Annotated in this window: 22 protein-coding genes; 9 read left to right on the forward strand and 13 right to left on the reverse strand. The window is 58.3% G+C overall.

Annotated features, from left to right (window positions below; genetic code table 11):
• Nucleotides 1-88 precede the first annotated feature (88 nt).
• On the reverse strand, nucleotides 89-859 hold the full coding sequence (locus G403_RS0111905; protein ID WP_027854196.1) for a helix-turn-helix transcriptional regulator: 771 nt from the start codon (nucleotides 857-859) through the stop codon (nucleotides 89-91).
• 185 nt (nucleotides 860-1,044) lie between these two features.
• Here G403_RS0111905 and G403_RS0111910 point away from each other — a divergent pair, with 185 nt between their 5' ends.
• From G403_RS0111910 to G403_RS0111925, 4 genes are read left to right on the forward strand one after another with little or no spacing between them, the layout of a single operon-like run.
• Nucleotides 1,045-2,178 (forward strand): aromatic ring-hydroxylating oxygenase subunit alpha, encoded by a 1,134-nt coding sequence (locus G403_RS0111910; protein ID WP_027854197.1) that lies wholly within the window; start codon nucleotides 1,045-1,047, stop codon nucleotides 2,176-2,178.
• A 29-nt stretch (nucleotides 2,179-2,207) separates the two neighbouring features.
• Nucleotides 2,208-2,528, forward strand: coding sequence for a 2Fe-2S iron-sulfur cluster-binding protein (locus G403_RS0111915; protein WP_027854198.1), 321 nt, complete (start codon nucleotides 2,208-2,210; stop codon nucleotides 2,526-2,528).
• Between the two features lie 19 nt (nucleotides 2,529-2,547).
• The gene (locus G403_RS0111920) at nucleotides 2,548-3,756 is read left to right on the forward strand and encodes an NAD(P)/FAD-dependent oxidoreductase (protein WP_027854199.1); all 1,209 of its coding nucleotides are present in this window, start codon (nucleotides 2,548-2,550) and stop codon (nucleotides 3,754-3,756) included.
• A gap of 39 nt (nucleotides 3,757-3,795) precedes the next feature.
• The gene (locus G403_RS0111925) at nucleotides 3,796-4,848 is read left to right on the forward strand and encodes a TRAP transporter substrate-binding protein (protein WP_027854200.1); all 1,053 of its coding nucleotides are present in this window, start codon (nucleotides 3,796-3,798) and stop codon (nucleotides 4,846-4,848) included.
• Nucleotides 4,849-4,999: 151 nt separating this feature from the next.
• On the opposite strand, the gene G403_RS0111930 is transcribed toward G403_RS0111925, so the two are convergent.
• Entirely contained in the window at nucleotides 5,000-5,587 is a 588-nt protein-coding gene (locus G403_RS0111930; RefSeq protein ID WP_036233632.1) for a hypothetical protein, read from the reverse strand.
• 209 nt (nucleotides 5,588-5,796) lie between these two features.
• Between G403_RS0111930 and G403_RS0111935 the strand changes: the two genes are divergently transcribed.
• Both G403_RS0111935 and groL read left to right on the forward strand, forming a co-directional pair.
• A complete protein-coding gene (locus tag G403_RS0111935) occupies nucleotides 5,797-6,111 on the forward strand; it encodes a co-chaperone GroES (RefSeq protein ID WP_027854202.1) in 315 nt (104 codons plus the stop codon).
• Complete coding sequence (gene groL / locus G403_RS0111940; RefSeq protein WP_027854203.1) at nucleotides 6,108-7,739, forward strand: chaperonin GroEL; 1,632 nt, start codon at nucleotides 6,108-6,110, stop codon at nucleotides 7,737-7,739. Before G403_RS0111935 ends, groL begins: the two co-directional genes overlap by 4 nt.
• A gap of 48 nt (nucleotides 7,740-7,787) precedes the next feature.
• Here the strand turns inward: groL and G403_RS0111945 are convergent, their stop codons facing one another.
• The 10 genes from G403_RS0111945 to G403_RS0111990 form a co-directional block, all read right to left on the reverse strand.
• Nucleotides 7,788-8,534 carry an enoyl-CoA hydratase-related protein gene (locus tag G403_RS0111945; RefSeq protein ID WP_027854204.1) on the reverse strand — a complete coding sequence of 249 codons (747 nt, stop codon included), beginning with the start codon at nucleotides 8,532-8,534 and terminating at the stop codon, nucleotides 7,788-7,790.
• Between the two features lie 2 nt (nucleotides 8,535-8,536).
• Nucleotides 8,537-9,502 carry an NAD(P)H-dependent flavin oxidoreductase gene (locus G403_RS23150; RefSeq protein WP_051298932.1) on the reverse strand — a complete coding sequence of 322 codons (966 nt, stop codon included), beginning with the start codon at nucleotides 9,500-9,502 and terminating at the stop codon, nucleotides 8,537-8,539.
• 12 nt (nucleotides 9,503-9,514) lie between these two features.
• Entirely contained in the window at nucleotides 9,515-10,078 is a 564-nt protein-coding gene (locus tag G403_RS0111955; RefSeq protein ID WP_027854205.1) for a DUF2889 domain-containing protein, read from the reverse strand.
• Complete coding sequence (locus tag G403_RS0111960; RefSeq protein ID WP_027854206.1) at nucleotides 10,065-11,756, reverse strand: AMP-binding protein; 1,692 nt, start codon at nucleotides 11,754-11,756, stop codon at nucleotides 10,065-10,067. Before G403_RS0111960 ends, G403_RS0111955 begins: the two co-directional genes overlap by 14 nt.
• 125 nt (nucleotides 11,757-11,881) lie before the next feature.
• A complete protein-coding gene (locus G403_RS0111965; protein ID WP_027854207.1) occupies nucleotides 11,882-13,678 on the reverse strand; it encodes an acyl-CoA dehydrogenase C-terminal domain-containing protein in 1,797 nt (598 codons plus the stop codon).
• A 333-nt stretch (nucleotides 13,679-14,011) separates the two neighbouring features.
• A complete protein-coding gene (locus G403_RS0111970; protein WP_027854208.1) occupies nucleotides 14,012-15,379 on the reverse strand; it encodes a TRAP transporter large permease in 1,368 nt (455 codons plus the stop codon).
• Between the two features lie 23 nt (nucleotides 15,380-15,402).
• Nucleotides 15,403-15,999: a TRAP transporter small permease subunit gene (locus G403_RS0111975; RefSeq protein ID WP_027854209.1), complete on the reverse strand. Its 597-nt coding sequence runs from the start codon at nucleotides 15,997-15,999 to the stop codon at nucleotides 15,403-15,405.
• 38 nt (nucleotides 16,000-16,037) lie between these two features.
• Nucleotides 16,038-17,108: a TRAP transporter substrate-binding protein gene (locus G403_RS0111980; protein ID WP_027854210.1), complete on the reverse strand. Its 1,071-nt coding sequence runs from the start codon at nucleotides 17,106-17,108 to the stop codon at nucleotides 16,038-16,040.
• A gap of 76 nt (nucleotides 17,109-17,184) precedes the next feature.
• Complete coding sequence (locus G403_RS0111985; protein ID WP_027854211.1) at nucleotides 17,185-17,967, reverse strand: 3-hydroxybutyrate dehydrogenase; 783 nt, start codon at nucleotides 17,965-17,967, stop codon at nucleotides 17,185-17,187.
• A 37-nt stretch (nucleotides 17,968-18,004) separates the two neighbouring features.
• Nucleotides 18,005-19,954, reverse strand: coding sequence for an acetoacetate--CoA ligase (locus tag G403_RS0111990; protein ID WP_027854212.1), 1,950 nt, complete (start codon nucleotides 19,952-19,954; stop codon nucleotides 18,005-18,007).
• 207 nt (nucleotides 19,955-20,161) lie between these two features.
• Between G403_RS0111990 and G403_RS0111995 the strand changes: the two genes are divergently transcribed.
• Together G403_RS0111995 and G403_RS0112000 are read left to right on the forward strand one after the other, a co-directional pair.
• Nucleotides 20,162-21,607 carry a sigma-54 interaction domain-containing protein gene (locus tag G403_RS0111995; protein ID WP_027854213.1) on the forward strand — a complete coding sequence of 482 codons (1,446 nt, stop codon included), beginning with the start codon at nucleotides 20,162-20,164 and terminating at the stop codon, nucleotides 21,605-21,607.
• Nucleotides 21,608-21,683: 76 nt separating this feature from the next.
• Nucleotides 21,684-22,865 (forward strand): acetyl-CoA C-acyltransferase family protein, encoded by a 1,182-nt coding sequence (locus G403_RS0112000; protein WP_027854214.1) that lies wholly within the window; start codon nucleotides 21,684-21,686, stop codon nucleotides 22,863-22,865.
• A gap of 8 nt (nucleotides 22,866-22,873) precedes the next feature.
• Here G403_RS0112000 and G403_RS24530 read toward each other — a convergent pair whose 3' ends face one another.
• Complete coding sequence (locus G403_RS24530) at nucleotides 22,874-24,772, reverse strand: sensor domain-containing diguanylate cyclase (RefSeq protein ID WP_051298934.1); 1,899 nt, start codon at nucleotides 24,770-24,772, stop codon at nucleotides 22,874-22,876.
• Nucleotides 24,773-24,966: 194 nt separating this feature from the next.
• Here G403_RS24530 and G403_RS23160 point away from each other — a divergent pair, with 194 nt between their 5' ends.
• A complete protein-coding gene (locus G403_RS23160) occupies nucleotides 24,967-25,872 on the forward strand; it encodes an ADP-ribosylglycohydrolase family protein (protein ID WP_036233634.1) in 906 nt (301 codons plus the stop codon).
• Nucleotides 25,873-25,911: the final 39 nt, after the last annotated feature.

Genomic DNA, 25,911 nt, shown 5'->3' on the forward strand with positions numbered 1-25,911 from the left:
GCGCACTGACAAACCCCGGTCATATCGATTGGGGTCGGCCTTATACGCGTACTCATACATCACTTATTCACCTGAGACTAACCACTGATCAGAAGGGCAGTCGGCCCTCGACGACCAGCGCAAACAGCTGGTTCTGCGTCCCGATACCGATTTTCTCGTACAGATGACGTCGGTGAGTCAGCACCGTGTTGACGCTGATATTGAGATCCAGCGCAATCGCCTCGGAATTGTAACCGAGCACAATCCGTGCGCCGACGTCGATCTCACGCGCCGTCAACAGGTCGCCGCAGGTCCCCTGCAGCCGCGACATTACCCAGGGCAGATCGAAATGCACCTGCTGCTGGCCGGCAAAGGTGATATGCCTTTCCAGAATCGATGCCAGTACCGTACCGCTTTCCTCCAGCGGTTGCGCATCTAGCTTGCGCCGCGAGGTGTCGTGCAGCTTGTACAGGTTGAGGCAGAACGGCTGACCGTTGCTTTGGCCCATGAAGGCGATCTTCTCGCGGATTCCACAGCGGTCCATCAACTGATGCCGATATTCAGGATCGTACAGTTCCTCGACCTGCTGTTGGCGGATCTTCAACCCCGCTTTGCGCTCCTGCAGGCTGGGAAGATTCGGGTCTCGTTCATAGTACACCTCGTCATAAAGACGACGACATTCTTGCGCCAGCCCGTCACGAATCGAGCCGGTGGTAAACAGCGTATAGGGATGTTTCATGAACGCCGGATAGGAGACGAGAATGCAGTGATCCGCGCCGGTCAGGCGGTTCAGGCTGTGGCTCAGAGTCTGATCGAAGCGGCGCTGACCGATACTGGCGATCAACTGTTCGAGCGGCCACTGGCCGGTTGCTGGGTTCATCTGGTGGCCTCGTGTGCGGTCTTGTTTTTATATTCACCACAAAAATTATGGTGTGGACCAGTGTTCGCAGTATTGCACGCGGCAGCGCCATTTTCGACCCTCACAAGATCTTGTGAGTGTCACTAAAGATGCCCTCCGTTACTTTTGATCTCACAGGCTGATCATAAAAGTAACAGGAGAGCCCCATGTCCCTGACTCGAGTCCAGAAAGCCGCCCAGGTTGCCGGGCGCACCATGGCCGATCGCCACACTCCCTTTATCCACAACGAATGGTACGTCGTCGCCCTAAGCCACGAAATCAGCCGTGAGCTGATGTCACGCACGGTGCTGGGCCGCCAGCTCGTGCTATTCCGCAAGGAAGACGGCAGCCCGGTGGCACTCGACAACCGCTGCGGTCACCGCAACTTCCCGCTGTCACGCAGCGCACTGGAGGGCGATACCGTCGTCTGCGGCTATCACGGCCTGCGCTACAACGAGAGGGGCGAGTGTGTCGAAGTGCCCTCCCAGTGCAACTGCGCCGGTATATCGATCCGCAATTATCCGCTGCACCAGCAGGGGCCGGTGATTTGGATCTGGATGGGTGAACCCGAAGAGGCTGATATTGACAAAATTCCGGCCATGCCAATGCTCGATGAGGGCTGGGTCACGTCCGAAGACTACATGCACCTTAAAGCCAGCTATGTCTACCTGCATGAGAACCTGCTGGACCTGACCCACCTGAGCTTCCTGCACGCGAAGACATTCGGCACGCCGGATTACGCCCGCGCCAAATTCGACACCGAGATCACCGAAGACCGTTTCTGGCTCAAGCGCTACGTGGTCCCCACCCGTCTGCCGCCGGTCTGGGCCAAGCCGACCGGGCTCGAGGGGAGGGATGCGGCGCGGATCACGACATCGGATTTTGTATCACCGGCGCTGCATATCGTCCATGCCGAGTTTTACGACATCGCGCTGGATGAGTCCGAGCGACCCGACCAGCGGATCAAGACCGCCCATATCCCGACGCCGGAAACCGCCACCTCGACGCATTACTTCGTTGTTCATGGTCGTAACTTCGCTCTCGAGGAGAACGAAGTCACCGGATTCATGCATGAGCAGCTGATGGCCGCGTTCGACGAGGATGTCGTCGGCCTTGAAGCGATGGAGGAGCTGCTTGCCTCACGCAGCGAAGAGGACGATTTCTTCGAGATCTCGCTGACCGCTGATGCTGCCAGCGTTGCGATGCGCCGCTACCTGAAACGGCGCGCAGAGGCGGAAGCGGCTGAGAGAACGAGCCCGCAGGCCGCAGGCGGCGCCAAGACCGCACTGGCCTCAGCGTGACCCGCGCGCATTGAACCGGAGAAGTAGCCATGACCATTGAAATTCAAGTTACCGACGACCTGGGCCAGACACAGACCCTGAACGGAGAAGACGGCAATACCCTGATGGAGCTGCTACGCGACGAAAGCTCCGGCGTGGATGGCGTCTGCGGTGGCTGCGCCGCCTGCGGCACCTGCCATATCGTCGTCGCCGAGGAGTGGCACAGCCAACTGCCGCCGCCCGGCATGGACGAGGAGATCCTGCTCGAGGCGCTCAACGAGCGTACCGACGGGTCACGCCTGAGCTGCCAGATCCGGCTTGCACCGGAGATGAGCGGCATGGCCCTGACCATCGTACCGGCTGAGTGTTGAGCGCACAGGGAGTCCATCCATGCAACGACTCGTTATCGTTGGTGGCGGTCATGCCGCCGCCCAGCTGATCCGCACGCTGCACAAGAGGGGCTTTGACGGCCGGATCACCCTCGTCAGCGACGAAAACATGATGCCGTACAACCGGCCGGTGCTGTCGAAAGAGTACCTGAACGGCCAGATGGAGGAGGATCAGATCTATCTGCTGCAGGCCGCGATGTACGAAAAACTCGGGGTAGAGATGCGCCTGGGCCGGCGCGTGGAGCGGATCGACCGCGACAACCGCAGTGTCTGGCTCGACAGCGATGAAAGGCTCGATTACGACCAACTGGTGCTCGCCACCGGCGCCACGCCGCGCCGTCTTGATCTGCCGGGCAGCCGCCTGGCCGGCATCCACTACCTGAAAACATTCGACGATGCCCGCCAGTTGCGCGAACGATTTCAGCCGGACCAGCACCTGACGGTCATCGGCGGCGGCTATATCGGCCTCGAAATCGCCAGCGCTGCCCGCAAAATGGGGCTGGAGGTAACGCTGCTCGAGCGCGGGCCGCGTATTCTTGGCCGTGTCGTCGCACCGGAGGTCGCCGATTACTTCCACACCCTGCATATCGCGCAGGGGGTGGAAATCCGCACTGGCACCGAACTGACCGGCTTCGACGGCGAATCCAGTGTCGAGGCCGTCACACTCGCAGACGGTGGGCGCTTAGCCACTGATCATGTTGTTATCGGTATCGGCGTGGAACCGGCCGACCGGCTAGCACAGCAGGCCGGTATGGACTGCGACAATGGCATTCTGGTCGATGCCGGCTGCCGCACCTCGGACCCGGCGATCTATGCCATCGGTGATTGTGCACGCCAGTACCAGACCCACTACGGACGCTGGGAACGGCTCGAATCGGTGCAGAACTGCAACGCCCATGCAGCGATGCTGGTCGCAGCCCTGCAGCAGCGTGACGCCCCGGCTCCGGAAATTCCCTGGTTCTGGTCGACCCAGTATGACCGCCGTCTGCAGATCGCCGGCCTCAATCAGGGTTACACCGAAGTCATCCGTCGCGGTAGTGGCGAGGCCTGCAGCTGGCTCTATCTGCAAGACGGATGCCTGATCGCCTGCGATGCGATCAACCGCCCCGCCGATTTCCTGCAGGCGAAAAAGCTGATCGCCGCCAAAACCCAAATGGACAGGCAACGGTCGCAGGACCCGTCCCTGTCCCTCAACAATTGCGCCTGCTAAGCAACCGTCCTACCGACAACAATAAATAAGGTAATCGCTATGCTGAACAAAAAATGCCTCACAACTGCCATCGCCGCTATCACGCTGGGCGCAAGCCTGGGTGCCTGGGCTGAAGAGCCTATCATTATGCATGTCGCCACGGCGGGACCTCCGGGCCATGTGCAAAATAGCGTTGTGTTCCCAACCTGGGGCAGCTGGATTGAAGAGGCTACTGAAGGCCGCGTAAAGATTAAGCTCGAATACGGTCTCGGTGACCAGAGTTCCTATTTTACGCTGGTGGAGGATGGCGTCGCCGATGCAGCCTGGAGCTTCCATGGCTATGTCCCCGGACGCTTCCGCCTGACAAAGATGGTTGAGCTGCCAAACCTGGGTGTAAACGCCGAAGCCGCTTCCGCTGCGTACTGGGAGGTGTATCAGGAATACTTCGCCGACGCCGGTGAACACAGCGGTTTAGAGCTTATGGGGCTTTTTACGCATGGCCCGGGCCAGATCTTCAGTAAGCAGCCGGTTAACTCCCTGGCTGATCTGAAGGGCAAAAAAATCCGCCTAGGCGGCGGTATTCAGCAGGAAATCGGGGAGCGCCTCGATGTCACCGCTGTTGGCGCACCCGGACCAAAAGTTTACGAACTAATGCAGCAGGGGATCGTCGATGGCGTTTTCATGCCGGCGGCCAGTGAGAAGGATTTTCGTCTCGCCGAAGTCGCCCCTCACTTGACCCTGATGCCGGGCGGCCTCTATATGGGCAGCTTTGCAATCTTCGCTAATGAGGGGTTCCTTGATCGGCTGACACCTGAAGACCGTCAAGCCGTGCTTGATGTTTCTGGAGCTCGCCTATCCGCCCTCGCCGGACAAGCTTGGGACCAGTCCGACAAGGCCGGTATCGCCGCAGCGCAGAAACACAATGTTACGATCAAGCAGGTGGCTGATGATGCGCCCATGGCCAGGCAGTTCTGGAAACTGACGGCCGGTATCGACAAGGAGTGGCTCGAAAGCGTTAGCAATATGGACGTCGACGCCGAAGCCGCGTTGAAAGCTTTCCGTCAGGCCGCTCGCTCCTATCAGGCCAACAATAACCAGGTTGCATCACAGTAACCGCGGCGAAACTTAAGAGGCCTCGTTGAAAGCCTCTCAGCGCACTGACAACCCCGGTCATATTGATCGGGGTTTTGTTTTTTCACTGGGCCACTACACCAATAGCGAATGCGCGTTTGGGGCCACTCAACCCAGAGCGGCCCTTTTGCGTTCAGTGGCTCTGGTTGGGCGAACCTTCCAGTGATACGCCCAGGGCTTTAAGCTGCTGCGCCAGTGCCGGGTCTCCGGTGTGTTGCCAGCGCTGGTAGAGCGCCAGAATCTCCCGTGCATTGAAGCGCTGTTCACGGTGACAGATCCGGGCCACCAGTTCGATCATCTGAGCAAAACGTGCAGCCAGTTCGGCAAAGGCGTTGCGCATCTCCAGGGCGTGGGCGGCCAGGTAGTCGTATGCGCCGCTACCCATGCCGACAAAATAGTCGCGGCCTATTCCTTTGCGGGCATAGTGCTCGGGGAAGAGAGCGCCCAAAAACAGGGCCTGATCACCCAATTGGCGCAGCAGCAGGCAGCGTTCCCGCTCAGCTGCACACTGCTGAGCGTCATCATAAAGCAGTGCCAGGGGTCTGAGGCCAAAGTGGCCATCCTGGTAGCTGAACAGGGCTTCACTGCGGCTGAAGCGCTCCAGCATATTGCCCAGATACCAGCGTGTTTCCTCGTTGGGTAGCGGGTCTGAAGCGTCCATCAGTTGCTTGCGAAAGTACTCTGCCAATCCATACCGACCGGCTTGGTGCACCCGGGTCATAGGCTAAGCCTCCTGATTACAAACACACTTTAAAGCTAGCAAAAAACGGGCACATTGGGTCGGAAACCGAAATGCATAAAAAATTTTATGGGGGGCTCTTGAAACTTGCTCTCGGCGGCCCTATTTGAGATTCGCTGGCGCAATGGTGCGTCCGCTTTTCTTTTTATTGCCTGTTTATTGAGTAGGTTGTGTAAGGAGGAAATTTTCGTATGAGCATTCGACCTCTAGATGATCGATTGGTGGTCAAGCGCCTGCCGGCAGAGACCACGACCCGCAGTGGAATCGTGATTCCGGATAGCTCTGCGGAAAAGCCAAGCCAGGGCGAAGTGATCGCCGTTGGCGAGGGGGCTCTGCTGGAGAATGGCAAGCGCCGTCAACTGGATCTGCGAGTGGGTGACCGTGTGCTGTTCGCCAAGTATTCGGGTACTGAAATCAAAATCGAGGGTGAAACCCTGCTGGTGATGCGCGAAGCCGATGTGCTCGCGGTTATTGAAGAGATCCAGTCTGAGGAGAAAGCAGCATGAGTGCGAAGAGCGTTAAATTTTCCAACGATGCCCGTCAGCGGATGCTTACCGGTGTAAACACGCTGGCCAATGCAGTGAAAGTGACACTGGGCCCTAAAGGGCGCAATGTGGTGCTGGATAAGAGCTTTGGAGCACCGCGTATCACCAAGGATGGAGTGTCCGTAGCCAAGGAGATCACCCTCAAGGACAAGTTCGAGAACATGGGCGCTCAGATGGTGAAGGAGGTGGCGTCCAAGACCGCCGATATCGCCGGTGATGGCACCACCACAGCAACTGTGCTGGCTCAGGCCATTGTGCGGGAAGGACACAAGGCGATCGCATCCGGCATGAACCCGATGGACCTCAAGCGCGGTATCGATGCGGCATTGAAGGCGGCGTTGGATGAGCTGAAAGCGCTGTCGACGCCCTGTACCGAGAGCAAATCGATCGGTCAGGTGGCCACCGTTTCGGCTAACTGGAATGCCGATATCGGCAAAATTCTGGCGGAAGCGATGGAGAAGGTGGGGCGCGATGGCGTGATCACCGTGGAAGAGGGCAAATCGCTCGACAACGAACTTGAGGTGGTCGAGGGGATGCAGTTCGACCGCGGCTACCTGTCGCCCTATTTCGTGACCAATCAGGAGCGGATGCAGGTGGAGTTTGAGAGCCCCTATATCCTGCTGTTCGACAAGAAAATCTCCAATATTCGCGAGCTGCTGCCCGCGCTGGAAGCGGTGGCCCAGGCCGGCAAACCGCTGCTGATCATTGCCGAGGATATCGAAGGCGAAGCGCTGGCAACTCTGGTGGTGAACAACCTGCGCGGTATCCTGAAGGCCGCGGCCGTTAAAGCGCCGGGCTTTGGTGATCGACGCAAGGCGATGCTGGAAGATCTGGCCGTACTGACCGGTGGCACCGTGATTTCCGAGGAGGTAGGCCTGTCACTGGATAAGGTAGAACTGGCACAGCTGGGTACCGCAAAACGTGTGGTGATCAGCAAAGAGAACACCACCATTGTTGATGGTGCAGGGGCCAAAGCCGCGATTGATGGCCGGGTTCAGCAGATTCGCCAGCAGATCGAAAACACCAGCTCCGATTATGATCGCGAGAAACTGCAGGAGCGGGTGGCCAAGCTCGCCGGTGGTGTGGCTGTGATCAAGGTGGGCGCGGCCACTGAAGTGGAGATGAAAGAGAAAAAAGATCTGGTTGATGATGCACTCCACGCGACCCGTGCCGCCGTTGAGGAGGGTATCGTAGCCGGTGGTGGTGTAGCGCTGGTGCGTACCGCGGCCAAGCTGGCCGAAAAGGGTATCGATACCGCCAACAACGACCAGGCGCTGGGCGTCAAAATCGCGCTGCGCGCGATGGAGGAACCTTTGCGCCAGATCGTCACCAACGCCGGTGAAGAGGCGAGCGTGGTGCTGGACAAGGTGAGCCGGGGCGAGGCCAACTTCGGTTACAACGCCCAGAGCGGCGAGTATGGCGACATGCTGGAGATGGGCATCATCGACCCGGCCAAGGTGACCCGCTCTGCGTTGCAGAACGCGGTATCCATCGCCGGATTGATCCTGACCACCGAGGCGATGATCGCAGACCGTCCCCAGGAGTCCGACAGCGCAGGTGCGTCTGCCGGCATGGGTGACTGGGGCTGATAAAAAAAGACTTGGAGAAGAAAGCGGCCGGGGGCTCGTCTCCCGGCCTTATCCCGCCTGCAGAAATGAAGTGAATGCCTGCTGGGCTTCCCGCGAACTCAGGCGGCTGGCAAACAGGCGGGCTTCACGGTCAATGACCGTGTGCAGCTGTTCCCGCTGGCCGGCTTTCAATAACTCCTTGCCTAACTGAACCGCCTCTTCAGGCAGTGCTGCTATGCCCCAGGCGCTCTCCAGTGCCGTGGCTTCCAGCTCAGAGCGACTGACAATCTGATTGACCAGACCGCAGTTCTTGGCCTGTTCCGCATCAAAAGGCTTGCCCTCAATCAGCAGCTCGAATGCCTGACGCTGACCCAGGGCCTGAGGAAGTAACAGACTGCTGCCGCCCTCGGGTACCAGCCCCAGGCGTACGAAGGGCATCTGGCACTTTAGATTGTCCGCCGCGATCACCCGGTCACAGTGCAGTAGCATCGTGGTACCGATGCCCACCGCGTCACCGTGGACCGCAGCCAACAGCGGCTTTGGAAAGTCCACCAGCGTGTGCAGGAAGCGGACGATAATGCCCATCTGGCTCGGGTCCTGAGCGCCGTTCAGAAAATCAGCAATATCGTTGCCGGAGCAGAACGCCTCGCCGCTGCCGGTGAGCAGTACCACCCGGACATCCGGTTCGGACCTTGCCAGCTCAAGCTGTTCCACCAGTGTGTGGTACATCCTTTGCGTCAGGGCATTTTTCTTATCCGGGCGGCTTAGCCTCAATTCGACCACGCCACGTCTATGTTCGATCCGTTCAACGCACATACTCACTCCATAAACCGGCTGTTGTCCCGATTGAATCCGTTACTTGCATCGTTAAATTCACGGCGCATCCGCGTAATCAGCTCGCTGACCGGGGGCTGGTCTTTGATTGAGCCCACGCCCTGTCCGGCAGACCAGATGGTTTTCCAGGCCTTGGCTTCTTCACCGGCGCCGGCCAGCTCCGCGCCCACGTCCGCCTTGTGGCGGGAAGGTGAGTCATCATCAAGCAGGCCAGCCCGGGCCAGGCTGGGCTGCAGGAAGTTGGCAGGAATGCCGGAGACTTTCGGGGTATAGACGATATCGCCGGCACCGCACGCCTGAATCATCGCCTTGTAGGCGTCATCGGCCCGGCTCTCGCGGGTGTTGATAAAGCGCGTCCCGGCGTAGGCCAGATCGGCGCCAAGCATACGGGCGGTGGCGATATCGCGGCCGCTGGAGATGCAACCGGCGAGCAGCAGCGTGCCGTTGAAGAACTGGCGGATCTCATTGATCAGGGCAAAGGGGCTCAGGGTTCCGGCATGACCACCGGCGCCTGCGCAGACCGCGATCAGGCCATCCACACCGGCTTCGGCCGCTTTGCGGGCATGGCGGATATTGGTCACATCGTGGAAGACCAGACCGCCGTAGCTGTGTACCGCATCGACCACGTCCCTGGCTGCCCCCAGAGAGGTGATGACCAGAGGCACCTTGTGTTTGACGATCAGTTCCAGATCATCCTTAAGCCGCGGGTTGGTCTTGTGGACGATCAGGTTGACGCCAAACGGAGCAGCGTCAGCACTCCCGGCCAGCGCAGACTCGATCTGGTTCAGCCAGTTTTCGAACCCTTCACTGGTGCGTTCGTTCAGTGCGGGAAAGGTGCCGACGACACCGGATTTGCAGGTCTCGATGACAAGCTCCGGGCCAGAAACAAGAAACATAGGCGCTGCCACCAGCGGCAGACGCAGGTTGCTGAATTGTTCAGGGATACTCATTGAAAATAGTCCTTACTCCAGTCCCGGCTCGGTTTCCGGTATGTACAGGTGCGGAATATGTTTGCGAATCACTTCACCATGCTGTGACCAGCCGTGGCAGCTGTTAAGCATCACTGAAGTCGCCTGCTCCATTAAATCTTCTCGATCCTCCGGCCAGAGCGTCTGCACCGCTGTGGTTGCAAGCGGCGGTAGCAGCTCATTGAGGTGGGTGCAGCCGTTGATGCCACCCAATAACTCCTTGGCCAGTTTGTGCCAGCCGGGGCCGATACGTGTGCCTTCCAGCTGCTTGAACGCGTTGGCGATCTCCGGACAGTGGGGAAAGGGGGAGGCATCGATCTGCGCTTCGACCCGGTGGATCGATAACCGGTTGTCCAGTGTCAGGCGCATCCACATATCGTGGAAGGGCTCTCCGGCGCTGACATAGCCTTCACTGCGGTACTCGGTCTCCACATCCCGGGTTTTTACGTCGGTCATCCGGGCTTCCACATCCCAGAGCCCATCGTCCCGTTCAAATCCCAGGCAGTGGACCTGACGGGTGTGAACAAGGCGACGGCGGGCGGGTTTAGTCAACGGCATGGGCAGCCTCCTGCTTTTCGTCTGTAGTTGAGCTGCAGCGCAAGGCCCGTCGCATAATCTTGCCCACGTTGGTTTTCGGCAGCTCTTCAGCAAACTCGATTACTTTGGGTACCTTGTAGCGGGTCAGCCTTTCACGGCACCAGGCCCGCAACTCTTCCGCCTCCAGTTGCTCATCCTGCCTTACCACAACGATTTTTATAATCTCGCCGCAGCTAGGGTCAGGCAGTCCGATAGCCGCACACTCCGTCACACCGGGATGGGCGGATACGGTGTCCTCGATCTCATTGGGATAGACGTTAAAACCGGAGACGATGATCATATCCTTGGAGCGATCGACAATTCGCAGATAGCCATCCGGTTCGCGAACCGCGATATCGCCGGTGCGCAGGTAGCCCTCGGCGGTAAAGCTTTTTTCCGTATCTTCCTCGCGCTGCCAGTAGCCCGCCATCACCTGCGGCCCCTTAATACACAGTTCTCCCGGCGCGCCGTCGATCACGGGTTGGCCATCGCTATCGAGGATCTGTACGTCGGTGCATTTCACCGGCTTGCCGATGGTGCCCGGTCGCACGTCATTGGGTGGATTGATCGACACGGCGGGGGAAGTTTCTGTCAGGCCATAGGCCTCAACGATGGTGCAGCCGGTGACCGACTGCCAGCGCTTCAGTGCATCCTGGGTCAGAGCCATACCGCCGGAGAGCGTCAGTTTGAGCGCGCTGAAATCGAGCTCGCGGAACGCCGGATTGTTGCACAGGGCGATAAACAGGGTGTTCAGCCCGAGAAACGCACTGAAACGCCAGCGTTTAAGCTCTCGAACGAAGCCGGAGATGTTGCGCGGGTCCGGAATCAGAACACTGTGACCACCACAGGCGAGTACGATCTGGGCCACGGTAAAGGCGTAGATATGGTAAAGCGGTAGCGGCGAGATCACCGTATCACACCAGTCCTTGCCGGCCGGAGCGATGGCGTCCTGGCCCTGCAGCATATTGGACAACAGGTTGGCGTGGGTCAGCATCGCACCCTTGGAGACACCTGTGGTGCCGCCGGTGTACTGCAAAATAGCCAGGTCGCCCGGTTCGCAGGCGACCGGCGTTGGCCGTCGATTCAGGTGCTTGACCAGTGCGCTACGTAATCCGATGGCGTCGGGCAGGGAGAAGGGCGGTTCCATCTTTTTGACATACTTCACCGCGGCATTGAGCAGGTGGCGCTTGGTGAACCCGTGCAGGTCACCGACCTGAGTCAGAAACAGGTGGCGGATCTCTGTTTTCTCGATGACCTGTTCCGCCTTGTGCGCCATCGACTTGTGGATCACCAGCGCTTTGGCGCCGCTGTCGCGGAACTGGTGCTCCATCTCCGCTGCGGTGTACAGCGGGTTGGTGTTGACCACCACAAGACCTGCGCGTAACGCGCCGAATACTACCACCGGATACTGGATCAGGTTCGGTAATTGTATGGCGATGCGGTCGCCGGGCTTGAGGTCGGTATCACGCTGCAGGTAAACGGCAAAGGCGGCGGAGAGCCGGTCCAGCTCCGCGTAACTCAGGGTGCGGCCAAAGCTCGTGAACGCAGGGCGCGCGGAGTAACGAGCGAACAGATCCTCTATCAATCCCGGTAAATTGCGGTAGCCCTGAGGGTTCAGATCGGCCGGTACCGAACTGGCGTTATCTCTGTATCTGTACATTGTCTGCCCGACTCAGTCTGTTATTTTTTTGTGGCTATCGTTGGGCGTTACAGCAGCCATTTTCGGCGTTTATAGATCCTACCTGAAAATGGCCACTGAAAGCGGTACTTATTCCCGCTGCCTGTTCAGAACTGGAAATGTTCGGCATCCAGCGCCTGCAGGTTTTCCACACCGGACAGCATGGTTTCCACCAGAGCCCGGGTGCGCGGCAAAATACGTTCGAAGTAGAACTGAGCCGTGTTCAGCTTGGCGCGGTAGAAGGCGGCATCCGGATTTTTTGCAGCCAGTGCCTGCTGGGCCACCGATGCGCTCCGGGCCCAGAAGTAGGCCAGGGTCACATAACCGGAATACATCAGATAATCCACCGAAGCCGCGCCGACCTCATCCCGGTTCATCATCGCTTTCATACCCAGTTGCTGGGTCAACTCGCCCCACTCGCGGTTATGCTTCTGCAGTGGGCCGATAAAGGCCTTCATGCCGGACTGCTCCTGGTTGGCCTCGCAGAACTTGTGGATCACCCGGGTGAAGCTCTTCAGGGTTTCTCCCTGGGTCATCAGTACCTTGCGACCCAGCAGGTCCAGCGCCTGAATCTGAGTAGTGCCTTCATAGAGCATCGAGATACGGGCATCACGCACGTTCTGCTCCATACCCCACTCACTGATGTAACCGTGACCGCCGTAGATCTGCAGGCCGTGGTTAGCGCACTCGAAGCCGAGTTCGGTCAGAAACGCCTTGGCAATCGGGGTCAGCAGCGCAAGCTGGGTATCGGCCAGCGCTTTCTGTTCCGCATCGGCCAGTTTGCTCTGGTCGACCAGTTGGGCGCAGTAATAGATCAGGGCCCGGCCGCCTTCGGCAATCGCTTTCTGGGTCAGTAGCATCTTGCGCACTTCCGGGTGCACGATGATGGGGTCGGCCGGTTTATCCGGTGCCGCGGCACCGTTCAGGGCCCGCATCTGCAAACGATCCTTGGCGTAGGTGAGCGAATTCTGAAAGCCCCACTCGGTATGGGCCAGCCCCTGCAGCGCCGTACCCAGCCGTGCCGTGTTCATAAAGGTGAACATGCAGTTCAAGCCTTTGTTGGGCGGGCCGATCAGATAGCCGGTGGCCTCGTCGAAGTTCATCACGCAGGTAGCGTTGCCGTGGATACCCATCTTGTGTTCGATAGAGCCGCATTCGAGACTGTTCGCCTCGCCACAGCTGCCGTCAGCCGTGGGTATAAACTTGGGTACGATAAACAGGGAAATACCCTTGGTGCCCTGGGGCGCATCCGGCAGCCGGGCCAGAACGATATGGACGATGTTCTCCGCCATATCATGTTCACCGGCTGAGATGAAAATCTTGCTGCCGCTGATGCGATAGCTGCCATCCTCGTTGGGCTCGGCGCGGGAACGTAACAGACCCAGATCGGTACCGCAGTGGGCTTCGGTCAGGCACATGGTGCCGGTCCATTCTCCGGAAACCAGCTTGGTCAGATAGGTCTGCTTCTGCTCGTCGGTGCCGTGGGCTTCAAGCGTGTTCATGGCACCGTGGCTGAGACCGGGATACATGCTCCAGGCCCAGTTGGCGGTACCGACCAGCTCGTTGATGACGATGCCGAGGGATTCCGGCAGTCCCTGTCCACCCCACTCAGGGCTATGGGCCAGGGACGGCCAGCCACCTTCGATAAACTGTTGGTAAGCTTCTTTGAACCCGTCCGGCGTGGTGACTTTACCGCCCTCAAAGCGGCAACCCTGGGTGTCGCCTTCACGGTTAAGTGGCGCCAGTACCCGCTCGGCGAACTTGGCACCCTCTTCAATAATGGCGCTGACCATCTCCGGGGATGCGTCTTCGCAACCGGGCAGTGACTGGTAGTGCTGCTGCATATCGAGCAGCTCATTGAGCACGAACTGAATATCACGCTGAGGTGCCTTGTACTCCGGCATAACCCTTACCTCTTGTTATTGTTAGCGGCTCCTGATTTGAGCCTTATGTTGCTACTAAGGATCGGGGATGAACGCTCTGATACCAATAACAAAAGCTGCCATTATTAGTGGCAAAAAGTGCCATCGTGAGGCGGGGTGCTTTTAAAAGTCAGCTGTGCTGGTCGAAATGGAGTTTACGGCAATGACAATTTCGGTCATGCGGGTGGCTGTAGCGTTCATTGGTGAGCGGTGAGAACAGCGGTGGTGACAGAGAGCAGAGTGTAAAAGCACGGGTACCCGACAGCGGCGGTGTACCCGTGAAAGGTGCGAGTGGAGAGAACAGTTCAGACGGAATTAACCCGCCCCGTAACGCACAGCCGGTAGCCAGAGCACCAGGTCTTCCCAGAAGAACACCAGCGCTACGGCGGTTAACTGGATCAGGATGAACGGAATCACCCCTTTATAGATATCGGTGGTTTTGATCTCGGGAGGCGCAACGCCCTTGAGGTAAAACAGCGAGAAGCCCACCGGTGGCGTCAGGAAGGAGGTCTGCAGCGCCAGAGCGAACAGCACGACGAACCAGGTCAGATCGAAGCCGAGGCTGGCCACCACCGGTCCCACCAGCGGCAACAGGATCAGACTGATCTCCAGCCAGTCCAGGAAGAAACCCGCCACGAAAGCGATCAGCAGGATGACAGCGACAATGCCGCCCGGCGAGAGCGGGATGGAGCTCAGCAAACCGGCGATAAAGTCATCCCCGCCGAGGGAGCGCATCACGACGGCAAAGGCGGTTGCCCCCAGGAAAATACCGAACACAAAAGCCGTGGTCAGGCTGGTCTTAACGCTGACATCCTTGAGCACCGCCATGTTCAGGTTGCCATTCATCCAGGCGAGCAGGGTTGCACCCAGCGCACCGACACCGGCGGCTTCGGTGGGTGTGGCGATACCGAAGAATATTGAGCCCAGCACTGCCAGAATCAGCCCCAGTGAGGGCACCACCGCTTTCAGCGTGTCGATCACCATTTTGGCGTTGACCGGCGGCAGGTCCGTTTTCGGGCTGGTTATTGATGGCATCAGAATGGAGATTACCACCACGTAAATCATGTACATGGCACCGAGCATGACACCGGGAATCAGTGCGCCCATAAACAGGTCACCCACGGCCAAAGAGAGCTGATCGGCCATGATGATCAGCATGATACTGGGTGGGATCAGAATCCCCAGGGTGCCGGATGAGGCGACGATGCCGCAGGCGAATGCCTTGGAGTATCTCTGTTCCAGCATCACCGGCAGGGAGAGCATCGACAGCAGTACAACGGATGCACCCACAATACCGGTGGAAGCGGCCAGCAGGACACCGATCAGGACGACGGCGACGCCGAGACCGCCGCGGAAACGGCCGAACAGGTTGACGAAGTTCTTCATCAGCTTCTCAGCCACACCGGAGCGATCCAGCATCAACCCCATGAATATGAACATGGGCAGGGCCACCAGCACCCAGTTCGACATCTGCGCGTAGATACGCTGTACCATGACGCCGAAGATGCGCCAATCGGTGAGAAAGTAGGTGTCCACATCGAAGTATTCGAACGCGATGATCGAGCCGACGCTGAACACCACGGATACCCCGGCCAGGATCCAGGCCACCGGGTAGCCGGTAAAAATCAGCAGTATGAAGGTGACCAGCATGCCGATCACGATCAGTTCATTGGTAGCAAACACTCAAGGCTCCTCGTGGCAGCAGATTATTTATTGTTATCGCCGCGGGGCTTGGGCCAGCCGCAGAGGAAGGAAAGCACTCTGAAGAAGCGGCCCAGGGCGGCCAGAATCATCAGCGCAAAGGCGAGTAGCATTACCGACTTGATCAGCCAGCGTGCCGGCAGCCCGCCGGGTGCCGCCGAAACCTCTCCGATCTGCCATGAGCGTTCCACGAACGGCCAGGCGAAGTAGAGGATGAAGCCGCAGAACGGCAGAAAGAACAGACTGATACCCAGCAGCTCAATCAGGGCGCGTTTGCGTCGGCTCAGGTGCTCAGCCGCCACATCGACACGAACGTGATCGTCATGCATGAAGCAGTAGGAGAGTGCCACCATGAAGCCGATGGCAAACAGGTGCCACTGTAACTCCTCCAGCGCGACGAAGTTGGTGCCGAGGAGGTAGCGCATAACCACATTGCCGACGATCAGGAGCATCAGTATCACCCAGATTACCGAGGTGTACCGGCCAAAGAAATCGACAATACCTTCGAAAAGATCGGAGATCGCAGTACGAGGATAAGAGAGCGTCCCCCCGTGGGGGACACTCTCATCAATGCGATCCAGATCCACGTCATATTCAGACATAGTGAATATCCGTTAATCCAGTCATGGAACAGGAAGGATTACTTGTCCGCTTCTTCGAAACCGAAGTCACGCGGCAGGTAGCCGTAGTATTTCCACGGACGGTGCTCTTCCTGGAATGCCTTCATTGAAGAGTAGACCTTGTCGAACATCGGGTCAGATTCGGAACGACGCTTCATTACCCGGTCTGTGGCTTCTTTGAATGCGTTCAGGATTTCCGGGCTGTACTGGTGCAACTGTACGCCCTGTTCCTCAAACTTCTTCAGCACCGCGCCCTGCAGGGCTTCCGCCTTAGCCAGTGCGACGGTGTTAGCGGCTTTACAGGTGTTTTCGATCAGCGCCTGAGTTTGACCATTCAGACCGTTCCATTCATCCAGGTTGATATACAGGTACTGGTTGGTGGAGGGCTGGTGCCAACCGGGCAGGTAGTAGTGCTTGGCCACCTGATAGAAGCCGAGTTGCTCATCGACCACCGGCATGGAGAACTCGGTGGCATCCAGAACACCGGTTTCCAGTGCCTGGTAGAGCTCACCACCGGGCAGCAGGGTGACGGACATACCGAACTCGGACATGATCTCGCCGCCGACACCGGCAGCACGGAACTTGAGACCCTTGAATTTCTCCAGGCTGTCCATCTCTTCACGGAACCAGCCAGCCGCTTCCGGTGAGATGGTGCCGCAGAGAATCGGATAGACATTGTAGGGCTGGAACAGCTCTTTCAGCAGGTCATCGCCACCGTGGTGATACATCCAGGCGATAAATTCCTGTGATTCCAGACCGAACGGGGTTGCGCCAAAGAGTGCAGACGCCGGGATCTGGCCCCATTCATACCCCATCCAGGAGTAACCGGCGGGGATGTTGCCGTTACTGACGTTCTCGAAAACGCCCAGCGCGGGAATCAGCTTGCCCGGCTCGAAGGTGCGCAGGGTGACCTGCCCGCCGGACATCTCATCCAGCATTTTTGCCACCTCCGGCATGGTGTCACCCAGCGCGGTCAGCGAGGAGGGAAAGCCCATTGGAACCTGCCAGCGGACCTTGTCGAACTCGGCCATAGCGGCCGTTGAAGTCGCCAGGGTCAGGCTCAGTGCAGTTGCTTGAAGTGCTTTCTTCATGGTTGAGTCCTTTTATTTTTATTGCTGGTTTTACTTTTACGACGCTAGTGATGCCTGCATGAGCAGGCGGGATGGATCAGTGTGCTGTCCAGCCGCCATCAATTGGCAGTGCCGTGCCGGTGATTGCCTTGGCAGCGTCTGAACAGAGAAACAGGGCCAGCTCGCCGATTTCTGCCGGAGCCACAAACTCCGGATAGGGGGCTTTGGCGTTGATCAGGCCACGCTTCGCTTCTTCAAAACTGGTGTTGTTCTGCTCGGCGAACTCCTTAAGCTGGTCTACCAAGAGCGGGGTGTCGGTCCAGCCCGGGCAGATACAGTTGGCGGTAATGCCCTTGGCCGCATTTTCCAGTGCGGTGACCCGGGTAAAGCCCACCAGGCCATGTTTAGCCGCGCAGTAGGCAGCCTTGTTGACCGATGCCACCAGGCCATGGACCGAGGAGATGTTGATAATGCGCCCCCAGCCCTGATCGATCATCGCGGGTAGTGCCAGACGCGAGGTGTGGAACGCGGCACTGAGGTTGATTGCGATGATCTTGTCCCAGGTTTGCGGCGGGAAATCCTGAACCGGAGATGTGAACTGAATCCCGGCGTTATTGACCACCACTGTCGGCGCGCCGACCTCCTCATTGATGCGCTCCATCAACCGTTCGATCGCTTCGGGTTGGCTGATGTCCGTCTGGAAGTAGTGGGGGCGGTGACCAAATTCGGTATCGAAGCGCTGGGCGATTGCTTCACCCTCCTGGATCGATTCCAGACCGTGCAGGATTACCTCCAGGCCATTGCGTGCGAAAACTTCGGCAATTGCCAGACCGATGCCGCTGGTGGAACCGGTGATCAGTGCCAGTTTGCGAACACTCATTGTGCAGTCCTCGTTTTTATTCTTGGGGTCGTCTGTGTCAGTCCTGCAGCTCCGGGCGGTCCCGGAACAGCTCGAGCGCTTCTGGATTGGCCAGCGCGTCCTTGTTTTTCACGGTTTGCCCCATCACCACCTGGCGCACAGCGAGCTCAACGATCTTGCCGCTGATGGTGCGCGGGATATCGTCTACCTGAGCGATCACCGCCGGTACATGGCGGGGGGTGGTATTGGCGCGAATGGTGGTACGAATCCGCTTGCTCAACTCATCATCCAGCGTGACACCCTCGCGCAGGCGAACAAACAGCACGACACGGACATCATCCTGCCAGGGCTGGCCGATGCAGATGCTCTCCAGTACTTCCTCGACTTTCTCTACCTGACGGTAGATCTCGGCCGTACCGATGCGCACGCCGCCCGGGTTCAGCACCGCATCGGAGCGGCCGTGGATGATGACGCCGCCGTGCTCGGTAATCTCACCGTAGTCGCCATGGGCCCAGATATTGTCGAACTGAGCGAAGTAGGCGTCATGAAAGCGCTCGTTATCGGGATCGTTCCAGAACCCGATCGGCATGCTGGGAAAGGGTTTGGTGCAGACCAGCTCGCCTTTGTCGCCACGCAGGGGCTGGCCCTGGTCATCAAAGATATTCACGGCCATACCCAGGCCCCGGCACTGCAACTCGCCGCGCCAGACCGGCAGAATCGGGCTGCCCAGCGCAAAGCAGGACACAATGTCGGTGCCGCCGGAGATAGAGGAGAGCTGAAGGTCCTGTTTGATATCCCGGTAGACGTACTCAAAGCTCTCGTGGGAGAGCGGAGAGCCGGTGGAGAGGATTGCCTTGAGCGCTTCCAGGTTGTGGCTTTCGCGCGGTTTAATGCCGGCCTTTTCGAGGGCGGCCAGGTACTTGGCGCTGGTGCCAAAAACGCTGATTCGCTCTTGTTCCGCCATATCCCAGAGCACACCGGGACGGGGGGAGAACGGGGAACCGTCGAACAGGACCAGTGTGCAGCCGGTGGCCAGGCCCGATACCATCCAGTTCCACATCATCCAGCCGCAGGTGGTGTAGTAAAAGAACCGGTCTTCACGGCCGATGTCGGTGTGCAGCACCAGCTCTTTCAGGTGCTGGAGCAGGGTTCCGCCCGTACTGTGAATAATACACTTGGGTACGCCGGTGGTGCCGGAGGAGTACATCACATACAGCGGATGATCAAACGGCAGTGGCTCGAACTCGATGGTGGTCGCTGTGTCATCGCAATAGTGGTCGAGCAGCGCCGCTCCCGGCAGTTTTTCCAGGCTGGGGGTCTCATCGAGAAAGGGGACAACGACGACCTGCTCGATGGACTCGATCTGAGTCAGGATACCAGCGACCTTCTCCAGAGAATCCAGGTGTTTGCCGTTGTAGATATAGCCGTCGGTGGTGAACAGAACACGGGGTTTTACCTGGCCGAAGCGGTCGACCACGCCGTTGATGCCAAAGTCGGGTGAGCAAGAGGTCCAGGTGGCACCGATCGATGCGGCGGCCAGCATGGCGATGGTGGTTTCCGGCACATTGGGCATGAAGCCCGCTAATATATCGCCTTTGACCACGCCCTGTCGGCGCAAGGCGGCCGCCAGGCCCGCGACCCGACGATACAGCTCCGCGTAGCTGTACTCCACACGGCGGCCATCTTCACCGCAGAAAACGATTGCGGGCCGATCATCGCGAAAACGCAGCAGATTCTCGGCAAAGTTGAGTCTGGCCTGGGGGAACCAACGGGCTCCGGGCATTTTGTTCGGCTCTTGCAGGACGGTATTGCCTTTTTCCTGCGCTTCGATACCGACATAATCCCAGAGGTCGTTCCAGAAGCTGTCGTTCTGCTCGACGCTCCACTGCCAGAGCGAGTCGTAGTCGTGAAACTCACGCTCATGACGGGCGTTGACGAACTGCATGAAATCCCACAAACGGGTAGAGCGGATACGCGCCTGAGAAGGCGTCCAGAGGGGTTGTTCCATAGTGATCCCTAGTTATTTTTCTTGGATGACCAAAGGTATAGCCCATGTAGAGCAGGTTGCTTGCCAATATTTGTAATTATTTGTTTTTAAATTAAAAAATATATTTAATCGGAATTTTCACGGTTCTGATTGTATAAATTATTGGACACGTTGTATCGATTGGTTGACACTTGATTGTCAAATAATAAAGACAGTCTGGATGTGTCCATGAGTTTGACAGGCTTCGCTTCGGAAGCAGTGCGCGAGCGCGTACTCTCCTACCTGCATCGTTCCTTCGAAACCTTCTACGAACACACCATCGCCGTGGATAAACATGGGGTGGTGAACTGGATCAGCGACAGTTACTGGCGCTTCCTCGGTTTCTCCGAGCCTCCATTGGGAAAGCACATTACCGATGTAATCCCCAACAGTTACCTGCCCCAGGTCATCGCCACCGGTGAGCCGGTGCTGCTGGATCTGCTGTCGGTACGTAATCAGTGGGTGCTGGTCAGTGTTGTTCCGCTGCACAACGAACGGGGGGAAATAGAGGGCGGGTTTGGTTTTGTGGCCACCGACAGCCCTTCCGGTATGCGGCCTCTGCTTGAGCGCTACAACCAGATGCAGCGGGAGGTGCGTAACGCGACGCGTTTCCGGGATGCGCGCAGTGCCCGCTATCAGCTCTCTCAGATTGCCGGGCAGAGCGACGCGATCCGTTTGGTGAAACAGCAGATACGCCAGGCGGCGCGCTTTGATGTATCGGTATTGCTCACCGGTGAGACCGGGACCGGTAAGGAGCTGTTTGCCCACGCTCTGCATGACCTCTCGGATCGCGCTGAGAAGCCTTTCGTCTCCATTAACGTAGCGGCTATTCCGGAAACATTGATCGAAGCGGAGTTTTTCGGTGTGGCCCCGGGCGCGTTTACCGGTGCCAAAAAAGAGGGGCGGCCGGGAAAGCTGGAGATCGCCGGCGAGGGTACCCTGTTTCTTGACGAAATAGGCGATATGCCACTGCCGCTGCAGTCCAAACTTTTGCGGGTATTGCAGGAGCGAGAGTATGAGAAAGTGGGATCCAACGAGGTTCAGACCACCGGTGTGCGTATTGTTGCTGCGACCAGCCGCGATCTGATCCGGATGGTCGCCGAGGGGGAGTTCCGGGCTGACCTGTACTACCGGCTCAGCGCGATGCCCATTCAGTTACCGGCGCTGCGAGAGCGCCCCGCCGATATCGAACCACTGAGCGAGCGTATTTTGGAGGAGTGTTGCGCGCGTCTCGGGATGATAACCAAGGTGCTCAGCGCGGATGCGGTGGTTCTGTTGAGCCGGCACGACTGGCCGGGCAACGTCCGTGAGCTGTACAACGTGCTTGAGCGCGCCTGCATTCTGAATGAGTCCAGTGGCTATATCGACGCCGCGTTACTGATGTCATTGATGCAGGGGCATTCCGTCGCATCTGTCCTTGCCTCGAATACCGGTGCTGTTGATGTCAGGGAGTCGGTGGCTCCGGACGCCGTTCAGCCCGGTTCTGTGAATCTGAAAAGCCGTTTGCAACAAACCGAAGCTCAGGTTATCCGCGAAGCGCTGCAGCTGTGCAATGGTAACCGCTCGCGCGCGGCTCAGGCGCTGGGTATCTCCCGTGCGGCGCTCTATCAGAAGCTGGAGCGGCTCGGCCTGTGAGACTTTCGGATGGCTGGTCATTCTTTCGGCAGCTGCTATTCTCGAACACCCTAAAAGAATAAAAAGGAGTTTGAAGATGACTCGCGATGTGGTTGTACTCAGTGCTGTGCGTTCGGCGATTGGCACCTTTGGCGGCGGTCTAAGTGGTATTGAGCCTGCTGAACTGGCCGGCCAGGTGATGAAAGAGGCTGTGGTTCGCTCCGGTGTGGATCCGCAGGTAATCAATTACGTCACCGTGGGCAACTGTATACCGACCGACTCCCGCTTCGCCTATGTGGCGCGGGTGGCATCGATACAGGCCGGCTTACCGATGGATTCGGTGGCGATGGCGGTTAACCGGTTGTGCAGCTCGGGCCTGCAGGGGATCGTAACCACGGCGCAGAATATCATGTTGGGTGATTGCGACTACGGCATCGGCGGCGGGGTCGAGGTGATGTCCCGTGCCGGCTACATGTCACCGGCCATGCGCAGCGGTGCGCGAATGGGCGACACCAGCCTGATCGATATGATGGTAGCCACCCTGAGCGATCCCTTTGGGGCGGGGCACATGGGTATCACGGCCGAAAATCTCGCCGAAAAGTGGCAGATTACGCGTGAAGAGCAGGATGCACTTGCTGCCGAATCCCATCGGCGCGCGGCTCAGGCGATCGCAGAAGGACGCTTCCAGTCCCAGATCGTGCCGATTACGTTGAAAACCCGTAAGGGCGCGGTGGTTGTGGATACGGATGAGCACGTCAAGCCGGATACCAGTGTGGAAAAGCTGGCCGCCATGCGTCCTGCTTTCAAAAAGGATGGGACGGTAACGGCGGGTAACGCCTCGGGCCTCAACGACGGCGCAGCGTTTATGGTTCTCGCATCGGCGGAACAGGCAAAAGCGGCCGGTCATAAGCCGATGGCGCGGGTGGCGTCCTACGCCGTAGCCGGTGTGTCCAACGAGATTATGGGTGAGGGCCCGATCCCGGCCACCAAGCTTGCGCTAAAAAAGGCGGGGCTATCGCTGGATCAGATGGATGTGATCGAATCCAACGAAGCTTTTGCTGCTCAGGCGTTGGCGGTGGCCAAAGGCTTGGGGCTGGATATGGAGAAAACCAATCCCAATGGCGGTGCCATCGCGTTGGGGCATCCCATCGGCTGTTCCGGTGCGTTTATCGCCACCAAGGCGCTCTATGAGCTGGAGCGGGTTCAGGGCCGGTATGCGCTTGTCACCATGTGTATTGGGGGTGGTCAGGGGATTGCGGTCGTTTTCGAACGTCTGTAAGCGCCGGATCAGGTTTCCGTTACTTCTTCACCCACGTAGAGCCGGATGCAGTTGCGCCCGGCTCGCTTCGCCCGATACATCGCCTGATCTGCACGGTTGATCAGCATCGCCGCGTTTTCCGCGTGCTCCGGGTAGAGGGCGATACCGATACTCGGTGGTGTGACGAACGCCTGTCCGGACAGCATGAACGGCCGGCGCATACTGGCCAGTATTTTTTCGGCAACTTCGTACGCGCCCTCCGGAACGCTGATTTCCGATAACAGAATCACGAATTCATCACCACCCGTGCGCGCCACCGTATCGCTGCGTCGAACACAGTGGCTCAGGCGCTCGGCCGTTTCCACCAGCAGAGTGTCGCCGGCATCATGCCCAAGACTGTCGTTGACTGCTTTGAAGTTATCAAGATCCAGAAACATGACAGCGAGGGAGCGGTTATATCGCTCGGCTTGTCGAATTGCGGTATGCAAGCGTTCGTCCAGCAATCGTCGGTTCGGCAGACTGGTCAGAGCATCCGTATAGGCCAGGTAGCTGGTGCGGGCTTCGGCTTGTTTACGCTCGGTTATCTCCTGATGCGTGCCAAACATTTCTAACGGTTCGCCGTTTTCTGACCATGAGGCCACTTTGCCTCGATCCAGCACCCAGACCCAGTGGCCGTCCCGATGTCGCATGCGCACTTCCAGTTCGTAGTAGGGGCTCTCGCCATTAAAATGCTGTTGAAGGCGTCGGCCGGACTCTTCGAGGTCGTCGGGGTGGGTGTGCGCTTGCCAGGTCTTGATTGATACTGGCTGCAGCTCCGCCAGTGAATATCCCAGAATCTCTGCCCAACGCTCGTTGTAGGTTGTCTCGCCGGTCTGAACGTTCCACTCCCAGGTGCCCACGTTAGTACCTTCGATGATGCTGGTCAGGCGCTGGCGTTCGGTCTTCAGCTCCTGTCTGATCTTCATTTCTTTGCGGAAATAACGCCGCTCCTTGCGCAAATAGAGAATTCCGGCGGCGACAACAGCGCCATAAGCGCTGCAAAGTGCGAGGGCGAGCCAGTGCCATTCAGCGTAAGCAGCCTGTTTGTCGAACAGCGTTAGAACCACCAGCGGGTCGCTGAGCTGGAGCCCGGCAGGGGCGACGGTGCGAATGTCAAACAGTGCAGCGTCGGCACCGGGATAGAGATGGCCACCGGCCAGAGTGCGGCTTGAAGCGCTGGTGAGATGTTCTGTGACCGGCGAGTTCTCGGTCAGCCCCAGATTTGAGGGTGCATTTTCCGGCAGCGCGGGTACGCTGAGTAGTTGCGAGCCACTACCGTGCAAAACGACAAACCGAACGCCTTTACTCTCTTCTCGTAGCTGTAGCTTCATCATGTCGTGCAGGCGAGATGTGTTCAGTGAGGCAACCACAACACCGGTAAACTGGCTCCAGGGATCATTGACTTTGCGTGACAGTGTAAAGATCACATCATTGGCCAGGCTGAGAAAAGGCGCACTCAGAATAAGTGTGGATTCATCATCAGCGTCCCGGGCCCGGGTGAAGTACTCCCGGTAAGAAAAATTCTGCCCGGTGACAAAGCTCAGACTTGCAGCGATAGCATCCCCTGAGCTGTTGAGTACGGAGAAATTGTCCACGCTGCCAACCAGCGTATGCAGCCCCTCTGCCCGGGTTTCCAGGGTGCTCAGCGGAATGCGTCCGGTCAGGTATCGTTCCGCGCTTTGGCCCAGCATGGCGAGAACCGTATCCGCTTCCCGCAGTTGCTGCTCGAGTTGCTTCTCGGCCAGCGTGGAGCTGATATCCAGGTAATTGACGGCACGGGCGGTCTCCATCCGGTAGGTCAATGCCAGGACGACGACCAATGCACAACCCAGTAATGCGATGAGCGCATTAAAAGCCAGACGTTGGCGTTGGTAGGTGTGTCGGGGCATAAACAACTCGGGTTAAAGAATACCGGTCAAACGGAAGCGACATGATGAGCCCATATTAACATGTTGTGGCCCGGCGCAGGGGTAACCGACGCATCTGTTGAGCTGGGTCGTATTTCCGTCGTTTTACGGTGGTAGGCTGGTACGACACAGTAACGGGGAGAGCTGCATTGAATAACAGGGACAGACTAAAAGGAATGATGGTAGGGCTGGCGGTGGGCGATGCTCTGGGCGCACCGGTGGAATTTATGGAACCCGGTAGCTTTGAACCAGTCTCCGGCTATAGATCGGGTGGTCCCCACGGGCTTTTACCCGGCTACTGGACCGATGACACATCCATGGCGTTATGTTCGGCGGTCAGTTTGCACGAGTGTGGCGAGTTCAACCCAGCAGACCAGATAGACCGTTTTCTACGCTGGTTTCGAAAAGGCTATCTCTCTTCCACGGGACGCTGTTTCGATATCGGCCGGCGTACCCTGGAAGCACTGGTCAGGTACGAACGCACAGGCGAGGTGTATGCCGGTGAAGAGTCCTATGACTCGGCGGGCAATGGCGCGCTGATGCGGTTGGCGCCGGTGATAATCTACGCGCTGCAACACGCGCAGGACCCTCAAACCTTAGCCCGGGAGCATGGTCGGCTGACCCACGCTGATCCACGTTGTATCGAGTCCAATGCTGTATTTGCGCGTCTGCTTTCCGTGGTGCTGGAGGGGGTCGACAAAAGCCGTTTGTTGGAGCGTCTGGCTTCCTGGTCTTCCGAAATCAGTGATGTTGAAGTGGCGCAGGTGGTGGCTGGCTCTTACCGTGACAAGGTGCCCCCGGCGATTCGTGCATCAGGCTATGTGGTTGCTTCTCTTGAGGCAGCACTCTGGGCTTTTTATCGCAGCGATAATTTTGCCGAAGGGGCATTGATGGCGGTCAACCTCGGTCATGATTCTGATACAATTGGCGCAATTTTCGGACAGTTGGCAGGCGCTTTCTACGGCATTGAGGCCATTCCGACGGAATGGCGCGACGGGCTGTATCAGTATGATGCCATTGTTGAACTGACCGACGCGATAATCGATGGAGTGACGATAGACCTGCCACCGGGTTGGAAATAAACGGCCGGGGGGCCGGGTGCTCGCGTCACGGAGACAGAC

Origin of the sequence: Marinobacterium litorale DSM 23545, assembly GCF_000428985.1 — a bacterium.
Classification (GTDB): domain Bacteria; phylum Pseudomonadota; class Gammaproteobacteria; order Pseudomonadales; family Balneatricaceae; genus Marinobacterium_D; species Marinobacterium_D litorale.